The sequence below is a fragment of the Roseococcus sp. SDR genome, from assembly GCF_019083995.1.
In the GTDB taxonomy this organism is placed as follows: domain Bacteria; phylum Pseudomonadota; class Alphaproteobacteria; order Acetobacterales; family Acetobacteraceae; genus Roseococcus.
In genome coordinates this window covers 1-1,295 of sequence record NZ_JAHRCU010000054.1, presented here as the reverse complement: position 1 = coordinate 1,295, position 1,295 = coordinate 1, and the positions used below count along the sequence as shown (strand labels likewise).

At 71.9% G+C, this 1,295-nt stretch carries 1 protein-coding gene; it reads left to right on the top strand.

Going from position 1 to position 1,295, the window contains the following annotated elements; all coding sequences use genetic code 11:
• Nucleotides 1-154: 154 nt before the first annotated feature.
• Nucleotides 155-964, top strand: coding sequence for a hypothetical protein (locus KTR66_RS24620; RefSeq protein ID WP_213617402.1), 810 nt, complete (start codon nt 155-157; stop codon nt 962-964).
• Nucleotides 965-1,295 lie beyond the last annotated feature (331 nt).

Sequence of the window (1,295 nt, the reverse complement as noted above, 5' to 3'; positions counted from 1 at the left end):
CGGGCGGCGCGGAGGGTTGCGGGCGTCAAGAATTTCTCTGAGTACACGGCCGTACTTTCTGTTGACTCATCGCATAATCGTACTACATGTAGGGAATTCCGGAAATCCACAGGCAACCCCGCCCGTGGCCCCCAGACCCACCCAGGAGCCCCTCATGTCGCTCGCCCCGCCCCCCGCGCCCCCAGCTTCGCCCGAGGATGAGCCCAACCGCCCCCGCCGCGTCATCCGCTTCATGCTGACGCGCTTCTCGCCGATCAGCCCTCAGGACAGCTATCCGGGATCCACCACGGGCGCTGCCGGGAGCGACACGCCCGACCCGCGCGCTGTCGCCGCCGCCATGGCCCATGCCGAGGCGCTGGCCTTGCTGCGGGCACGGCGCCCCTATGTCCCGGCCGAGCAGCCCGGCCCGCTGTGGCTGCGCCGCTCCGCCGCCCTGGCGCGCGAGCGCCTGGCCCTGCAAGGGGAGGTCGCGCGCTTCATCTATGACCAAGGCGCCACGGCGCTCTGGATGCAGGTGCTCGCGCTGCCCGTCGCCGCCGACCCGATGCCCCCGACGCCCGAGACTGAGCGGCGGCACCAGGCGCGGTATGCGGAGCTGCTGCGCATCGCCGCTCCCTGCCTCCGGCCCGATGAGGAGGAGCCGGATCTGGCCCTGCCGCAGGCAACCGTCGATGCGGCTCAATGCCTGCTGTGGCTGCTGCGGCATGACCGTCGCCACCGGACCACGGCGCACCGGCTGCTCTACGCCCGCACCACGGCACTGCGGAGTCAGGTGATGCGGGGCGAGCGGGAGCTGATCTATCCGGACCTGCCTACCCGCGAGGACGTGCTGCTCGCGCTGGACCGCACGCTGACCTGGCTGCGCGTGCTCAATCTGGGGGACGTCAGCGCGCTCGGGCTCGCGCCCGCCGAGCCGGAGCAGCCCATGCCGCCCGCCTATGAGGCGCCGGAGGCGTCCGCGTGACGCGAGGACGCGGGACCCGGCCATCTGGATCCGGACCGGGCGCCCCGACGCCCGCTAGGACGCGGGGCGCGCGGGATGCCGAGGCTGCCGCCACACAGGCCAGGCTACGGGGATGGCCCGATGCCCCCGGCGCCATGCCCCCACCTGGGGTGCGGGTTGAATGGAGCGCCAACCTGAGGGCCAGCGTCCCGGCCTATGTCATGGAGCAGATCCGAGAGGTCGCGCATCAGCAACGCTGCACCATCGTCGCCATCCTCCTCCGGGCGTTGGCACACCAACGCGATGGCGGAGGACGACGCGTCTTTCACATCCGCGCGGAGGACATGGTCCC